Genomic DNA, 7,930 nt, shown 5'->3' with positions numbered 1-7,930 from the left:
GGATTCAAAAATGCGATTTATTTTATCTGCGGGTATACCTATTCCCGTATCAGAAACGGTGACTGCAACTTGAGAATTTGCAGCTTTTTGATCGACTTTTGGTTGATGATTGTCACTATTTTCATCCCAACTAATGACTTGAGCAGAAACCGTAATAGAACCTATTTCTGTAAACTTAACTGCATTTCCAATGAGATTATGGAGAATTTGCTGCAAGCGGTTTTCATCTGCTTGTACGAGGGGTAAATCAGGAGAAATATTATTAATCAATTGTAAGTCTTTATTCCGAACAAAAGACTGATTTAATGTTAAAACAATTTCAGTAATCTCTCTTAAACCTGTTGGCTTTACTTGTAGCCGAATCGTATTGTGTCGCAGCTTAGAAAAATCAAGAATATCATTGACTAATGTCGAAAGTCGATGTCCACTATGAGCAATCATCATCAGATTTTTGCGTTGTAAGTCTGATAGCGTTCCTGTCGCACCTTCTAACATTGACTCTGCAATTCCTATCATGCCATTTAACGGGGTTCGCAGTTCGTGAGAAGTATTAGCAAGAAATTCATCTTTGAGCTTATCTAAACGTTCAAGTGCTTCATTTTTAAGCTTTAATTGAGCCGTAAAATTATGACGTTCGGCTTCGGCTTGTTTGCGTTCGGTAATATCCTCAAAAACAACTACAGCATAAATAATATTCTGATCACAATCATAAATAGGTTTGGCTAAAACTTCACAAGGAATGATCTCATTGTGATGACGAATCTCTAGATTTTCTGTTTTTAAACTTTTTCCTTTTAACGCTCGAATTAAAGGGAGTGCTTTGCTTGGATAAATTTGATCTGTTCCAGCCAAATAAAGTTGATAGATTTCCGAAAATTTCTCTAAGGATGTGTTGGGAATAATTCCTTTATTAAATAATTTTTTTGCCGTTTTATTCATAAACGTTAATTTGTCTTGAAAATTATCATAAACTAATACTCCAACGGGTAAACTTTCTAAAAATTGATAGAGGCGATTTTCACTGTGAATTAAACGCTCATTTAACTGTTGCATCGCGATATTTTTAGCTTCCAAGGTGCTGAAATATTCTTGAAGCTGTTCTCCCATACATTGAAAAGATTCAGCCAATTCTCGGACTTCATCACAATGAGAAGAATCTACTTGATAATTCCATTTTCCTTCACTAATTGCTTTCGCGGCTCGATTTAAACCTAAAATAGGTTTAGTCACCCATTGAGCGGTTAAAATTCCGATTCCAAAGGCAATCATAAAAGCAACAAGACAGAGTAAAATAGTTGTGCGGGTATTGGCTTGAATTTTTCCCATAAAGTCATCTTCAGGAACCACCACCACAATCAACCAATCTAATCCCAATTGATCTTGATAGGGAACCACTTGTACAAATTTTCGTTGATCATTGCTCTGAAAATTAAGTTGTTGAGACTGTTTGATTTGACTCAAATGTTCGTAGCGTTCAATCAGATGCTTTGTCGTTTCAGCAATCAACTGATTTTCACTGTTAATCGCAGCTAGACGTTGAGCCTGCTTGTCATTGTCATTAAAAATAAATGGTTCTTCTCCCGTAGAATTTGCAACCAACAAACCCGAACGCTCAACGATAAAAACTTGACTGTTTTCACTAATATTGATACTTTCTGCGAGATAATCACTCACTAAACTGAGAACAATATCAACCCCAATGACTCCGCGAAAATTACCCTGACTATCATAAAATAAATTTGAAGCTGTGATCCCCAACTCTCCCCCGGTGAACGTGTAGATTTTACTCCAGTTGGGTTTTTCAGTTAGAATAGTATTCACATACCAAGGTCTAACTCTGGGATCATATTCATCAACGCCCAAAAATTCATTCCGGTTTCCCTGTTCATCTAAACGATAAGAATAACGTTCCGGTGAAAATTCAACTTGTCTCGCGACAGAGGAACCATCTGCCTCTCTTTTTACATAAATAAATTCTCCCTCCTCACTCCCAAAATAAATCGCATACACTGAGTTAAAAAGTTGAATTTGTTCCCAAAGAAGATATTCAGAAAACTGTTTGTCTTCAAATGAAAGAATTCCTAATCTTGCAGAGCGGTGATTAAGGCGAGTAATCAGATAGGGTTTTTCTAAATAATCTTTGAGGCGAAGTTGAACCCGTTTTGTGACTTCATTACAAAGTTGAGAAGCGACATCGTTAACTGCTCGTTGTCCGTTGCGCCAAGAGAGATAACCCGTTAATCCCACCGTCGCCAACAGTTGTATCATAAAAGGAACGATTAAAACTGTTCGCAACCGAACCCGACGAGTCAGAGGAGAAACTAGACGGTTAAAAGATTGTATCAGCATTAACAAAAATCCCCCTGTCTAGTATGGTGCGAGTTTTGAGTTCACAGTTTAAGTCAAGTCGAAGCTGCTCAAGAAGCACAGAGATCAATTTACAAATTAGGTACCGATAAAGTCCATCGGACAAACTCAGAGAACCATTGAGTCAAATGCTCTAACCTATTTATACTAGACATCGAGTTCATCGGAAAATACGGACAACCTCAAAAATAATAATCATCCCAGATCTGTTGATCAAAAACGACCGTGCATCTGAAGTGGAAATTGCGTTAAAATCCGACAGGGCGAATTTATAAATTCCCGGCATCTTAGAGCCAGGTAAAAATATCCATGCAATTTATCACTGATCCTCCCATTACCCATAAAATCCGTCAAATGAAACAACGGGTTCGTTGGCAAGACTCTTGTATTATCAGTCATAACATCGATCAAACTCGTTTGGTTATAGACGATCAACAAGGAGACAACCCCGAATTTTCATTTTTAGTCGTTGGAGATAGCGGTACCGGACGCCATCGTGGACATAGCCCTCAACGAGAAATTGCTCAATTATTACTCAAACAGAGCGATTATTACCCTCGCTTTCTTCTGCATACAGGCGATGTGGTCTATCTGACGGGTTCTGCTGGTTATTATCCTCAGAATTTTATCAAACCCTATCGGGAGTTTCTTGTCGGTGGCGATCGCTACAAACAAATTGCCTATGACCAAATGGTGTTTAACTTGCCTTTTCTACCGATACCGGGAAATCACGATTATTATAATTTACCCCTTCTTTATGGTCTGATGGCTCAATTAAGTTGGCCTGTTCGTCATCTGTTAAAATCAAGAATCGATTTTGATGTCAGTTGGCGAGGTTCAGAGACGGGAGAGGCTTATGCACGAGCCTTTTTAGACTATCTCCAGCAGTTTCATAACTCCCCAGATTTAGAACGTCATCTGGATCAATATTACACCGCAGAAACCTCAACAGGTCGTTGCTTAAAGTATCAACCGAGTCAGTTTACCCGCTTACCAAACCGTTACTATACATTTTGCTACGGTGGAATCGATTTTTTTGCCCTCGACTCCAACACGTTTAATGCTCCGATACCGATTCCTGAAAATCAAGCCGGAGAAGAACAACGCCGTCAACTCCTGCAACGTTTGCGTGATCTCGAACAAGAAAAACAAGAATTACTCGTTGAATCGAATAAACTTGATCCCAATAACCCCGAACAGTCCGAACAACTTGATGATAATCAAGCTAAACTTGAGCAAATTGATGAAATGCAGTTTGATATTCACAAAAGACTCAATGCTGAATCGAATGGTGAGGTTGATATCGAACAATTACGGTGGTTAAAAAATCGATTAATTGCCTCTTGGCAAAACCCAGAAGTTCGCGGACGGGTGTTATTTTTTCATCATCCTCCCTATGTTACCGAAGCCACAAAATGGGAGCAAGCTCAAACTTTAGCAATTCGTTATCATCTCCGTCAAGTTTTCAATACTGTTTCTCAAACGATTGGTGAACAGGCAAAAGAGCGGCCAATTGTTGATTTAGTAATTAATGGTCATGCTCACTGTTTAGAACACTTATATACAGGAGATACTGGATACGCAGATTCTCACATCAATTGGATTGTTTGTGGTGGAAGTGGGTATAGTTTGCGTCGTCAAAAATCAGAAGGGCCAGAACTATATGAGGAGATAGAGAACGAACCCAACCCCCGTTTAGTGGCAAAGTCCAAGTTATTTATTGGTCGTCATGGTCATGGTAGCAAGAAACGCCGACCTTATTCGGGTTTAAGAATTGATGTTCGTTCGGGTCAACCCCCTCGGTTTTTTGTACAACCTTTAGTTGCAGAACGGTTTCACTCAAAATGGCATTATCCTGAGTGTGAAGGGTTTACAATTTAAAGCGTTGTGGTTCGTTTTCTCCTGGGATCAAACCGACTGTTTTTGATCACAATGACATCACTTTTCTGTACACCGATTGACCGAGAAATTGAGCTTCCCAATACAGCCTGAAATTTGATTTCAAATCAGCAGAATGTATTGTATCATAGTTGGGTAAAAATATCAAACCCTAATCTCTAAGTAACAGGGATAAAGTGTTTGAGATCCCAGCTAGGGAAACTCAAGATCAGAAAATGTATTTTTTTAAAGATTTTTAGATAAAGTATTAATAATATATTAATGTATTTTTAAAAGCTGATTACAATCAACCCTTACCCAACAGACAATCCCTGTGTTAGAAGCATTCGTATTCGCCACAATCTTGTGCGGCTTTTTCGGAATCATCCTCAAAAAGAACCTGGTCATGAAGATCCTGTCGATGGATGTGATGAGTACGGGGGTGATCGCCTATTACGTGCTAGTCGCATCACGAGACGGTTTATTCACACCCATCGTTTCTGGCATCGAAACAAAAGCTTACTCCGATCCGGTTCCCCAGGCGGTCATTTTGACAGCAATTGTGATTGGCTTTTCGATACAAGCATTAATGCTCGTCGGCGTGATGAAGCTAGCACGGGATAATCCGACATTGGAAAGCAACGAGATCGAAAAGAACAATACACCGTAAACGACCTACTCGTAAACGACACACCCATGAACACTATCACGATCGCCTGGATCGCGCTCCCCTTTTTTGTGGGGTTCCTGATTTATCTCATCCCCAAGTTTGACCGCTACCTCGCCCTCAGCATTACCCTAGTTTCAGCCGGATATGCAACATTGCTCTTTGTCGAAGGCTCACCTGTAACGCTAGAGTTACTGAATAATTTTGGTGTCACCCTAGTCGCAGACCAATTAAGCGGCTACTTTATCTTAACCAATGCTCAGGTTACAGCCGCAGTCATTCTTTACTGTTGGGGTAGAAATAAAACAGCCTTTTTTTATACACAAGCCATCATTTTGCACGGTAGCGTTAATGCCGTGTTTATCTGTGCTGATTTCATCAGTTTATACGTGGCTCTGGAAGTGATTAGCATTGCCGCCTTTCTCCTGATCACCTATCCCCGAAGCGATCGCTCCATTTGGGTAGGCTTGCGGTATTTGGGTATCAGTAACACCGCCATGCTATTTTATCTGGTGGGGGCGGTACTGGTTTATCAAGCCAATCATGCCTTTGCATTTACTGGATTAGGAAACGCACCCCCAGAAGCGGTCGCCTTGATCTTTATGGGACTGCTAACCAAAGGAGGCATCTTTATCTCCGGATTTTGGCTACCGTTGACTCACTCCGAATCGGAAACGCCAGTCTCTGCTTTATTGTCGGGAGTGGTTATCAAAGCCGGAGCTTTTCCCCTAATGCGTTGTGCGTTGATGGTCGAGGAGGTTGCTCCCATCATCGGAATTTTTGCGGTGGGGACAGCGTTTTTGGGAATAGCCTATGCCCTCTTTGAAGAGGATACAAAACGCATATTGGCTTTAAGTACGATTTCTCAGTTGGGCTTTATCTTAGCTAATCCCATCGCTGGCGGTTATTATGCCCTCACCCATGGCTTGGCTAAATCTGCACTGTTTTTAATCGCAGGATCTTTACCGAGCCGCAACCTCAAAGAACTCCAAAATAAACCGATTAATACCCCCATTTGGATTGCCTTACTAATTTTGAGCCTGTCTATTTCTGGCCTGCCTTTATTACCCGGTTTTGCAGCAAAGACGTTGACCTTAAAAACTCTCCCAACCGCTCAAGCGATCGCCATGAACATCGCCGCTGTCGGAACCGTCATTGTATTTGCTAAATTTATATTTTTGCCCCATAAGAACCAAAAGAATATCCGACCCAGTTTGTGGCCTCCACTGATCTTATTAATTACCGGGTTAATGGTGGCAGATATTGTCTCTTTAGAGCTTTACAGCCTCGCAAATATTACAAAAGCACTGGTCACGATTGGTTTGGGATGGTCGGCGTATTTTTTGATCTTTCAACGGTCTACACTCAAACTACCCCGTGTCATTGAACAATTTGAGCATTTGATCGGGGTAATGAGTCTGATGTTGATTGCGCTGTTTTGGATGGTGTTGGCATGATCGGGTATCTCAATTTAATCTTACGACTGACCATTTGGTTTTTGCTCACCTCAGATTTGAGTGTGGATAATATTGTGATCGGGGTAAGCATCGCCTTCCTGTTACCCCGTCGTTTTACCTCTCGCGAAAAACTCAGCGATTGGTTGCGGGTGTTTTGGGAAATTCTGGTGGCAATTCCCCAAGCTTACATCGAGGCGGTTGAAATTATGATTCGTCCCCATAACGACGAAGAGGTGGTTACAGAACGAGTCAAACCTCAACGGACACCTGGCTTGGTCTTCCTCGACATCTTCCTAATCACGTTTACCCCAAAGACTATCGTTGTGAAATACCACGAAAAAGGCTGGTTTAAAGTCCACCGAGTTCTACGGAGATCGAGAAACAAGTGATGAACCTAGCACTAATTGCGATGATTTTAGCGTTGCTGATTCCCATTTATGAGGCTTGTCAGGATGATAATATTTGGCAAAAAATGTTGGCATTTGCCAGTATTGCTACCAAAACATCTATTATGATCCTCGTGGTTTCTGTCTTACGCGATGATTGGATGATTGGAGTAGTGGGGGTGATCATCCTCAGCGTGGGAAATGCTGGATTAATGTTGCTCGCCAATATACTTAAACGAATGAGTGAACTTAGACCATGATCGATCTACTCAGTAATATCTGTATCGGTGTTGGAATTGTTTTTTGGTTTTGGGGAACGTTTCCCCTGATCGGCAATCGCTCTGTATTATTTAAGCTACATAGTCTTTCGGTTGCCGATACTCTCGGCTCGATGAGTATTATCATGGGGCTACTGTTGAAAATTCCCAGTGAATGGCCGCTTCTGATCCTCGCTATCATCTCCTTAGCGATTTGGAATACAGTGCTAGGGTATGTGTTAGCCTACTGTTCGAGTAGTGGGGATGATTATGAATGATAGCTATGTTTATGTGATCACGGCTCTACTCCCCTTAGCGGCTTCTATGCTCGTTTTCCAGCGGAATCCTTTTCACGCCCTAGTGATTCGGGGCATTCTGGGGGCTGTAGCGGCATTGGTTTATGCTGTTTTGGGGGCGGCGGATGTGGCTTTAACGGAGGCTCTCGTCGGGACGATGCTCTCGATTACGCTGTATGCTGTCGCCGTGCGTTCATCCTTAATTATGCGCTTGGGTGTGATTCAAGATCAGTTGATCCCCCTTGAGGGGGATTCTCTGGCCAACGACAAATTTCTCCCTGAAAATATCACTGAACCCCATTTAACCCAACTGGTTTCGGAGTTGATAAAAATTTTAAGTCAACACTATGTTCGTCTAGAACTGGTTCCCTATACCAATCCCCAGGCTTTGCAACGAGCGTTGATGGATAAAGAAGTTCATGCAATTTGTGCGCCTGAATATTGCGATCAAGAGAGCGCCGTCGAGAAAAACGAAAGCCCGTTTTATCACACGAAAGTCCGCATTCAACGTCTCTATGAAATCATGCAAACTGAACTTTCTTCACCTGAGACTCTCCTCACCTATGTACAAGTTTTAGATTCAGAAGACAAGCATCTTTGAACACTAAATTAAAAATCTTCA

At 41.5% G+C, this 7,930-nt stretch carries 8 protein-coding genes; 7 read left to right on the top strand and 1 reads right to left on the bottom strand.

Annotation, left to right across the window (positions count from 1 at the left end; translation table 11 throughout):
* A partial coding sequence (locus M595_RS08470; protein WP_023065669.1) for a histidine kinase dimerization/phospho-acceptor domain-containing protein occupies positions 1–2,349 on the bottom strand: 2,349 nt, incomplete at its 3' end.
* Positions 2,350–2,676: 327 nt separating this feature from the next.
* Between M595_RS08470 and M595_RS08465 the strand changes: the two genes are divergently transcribed.
* From M595_RS08465 to M595_RS08435, 7 genes are all read left to right on the top strand, one after another.
* Positions 2,677–4,248: a metallophosphoesterase family protein gene (locus M595_RS08465; protein WP_023065712.1), complete on the top strand. Its 1,572-nt coding sequence runs from the start codon at positions 2,677–2,679 to the stop codon at positions 4,246–4,248.
* 331 nt (positions 4,249–4,579) lie between these two features.
* A complete protein-coding gene (locus M595_RS08460) occupies positions 4,580–4,915 on the top strand; it encodes a cation:proton antiporter subunit C (RefSeq protein ID WP_040483796.1) in 336 nt (111 codons plus the stop codon).
* Positions 4,916–4,941: 26 nt separating this feature from the next.
* Complete coding sequence (locus M595_RS08455; RefSeq protein WP_023065676.1) at positions 4,942–6,369, top strand: cation:proton antiporter; 1,428 nt, start codon at positions 4,942–4,944, stop codon at positions 6,367–6,369.
* Positions 6,366–6,758 (top strand): Na+/H+ antiporter subunit E, encoded by a 393-nt coding sequence (locus M595_RS08450; protein WP_023065737.1) that lies wholly within the window; start codon positions 6,366–6,368, stop codon positions 6,756–6,758. The genes M595_RS08455 and M595_RS08450 overlap by 4 nt, the downstream gene beginning before the upstream one ends.
* Entirely contained in the window at positions 6,758–7,015 is a 258-nt protein-coding gene (locus M595_RS08445; RefSeq protein WP_023065731.1) for a hypothetical protein, read from the top strand. The genes M595_RS08450 and M595_RS08445 overlap by 1 nt, the downstream gene beginning before the upstream one ends.
* A complete protein-coding gene (locus tag M595_RS08440) occupies positions 7,012–7,290 on the top strand; it encodes a monovalent cation/H(+) antiporter subunit G (protein ID WP_023065683.1) in 279 nt (92 codons plus the stop codon). Before M595_RS08445 ends, M595_RS08440 begins: the two co-directional genes overlap by 4 nt.
* Positions 7,283–7,909 carry a DUF4040 domain-containing protein gene (locus tag M595_RS08435; protein WP_023065719.1) on the top strand — a complete coding sequence of 209 codons (627 nt, stop codon included), beginning with the start codon at positions 7,283–7,285 and terminating at the stop codon, positions 7,907–7,909. The genes M595_RS08440 and M595_RS08435 overlap by 8 nt, the downstream gene beginning before the upstream one ends.
* Positions 7,910–7,930 lie beyond the last annotated feature (21 nt).

This window comes from Lyngbya aestuarii BL J (assembly GCF_000478195.2).
In the GTDB taxonomy this organism is placed as follows: Bacteria; Cyanobacteriota; Cyanobacteriia; order Cyanobacteriales; family Microcoleaceae; genus Capilliphycus; species Capilliphycus aestuarii.
Note: the sequence above shows the minus strand (reverse complement) of the source record. Positions and strands in the feature narration are given on the sequence as shown.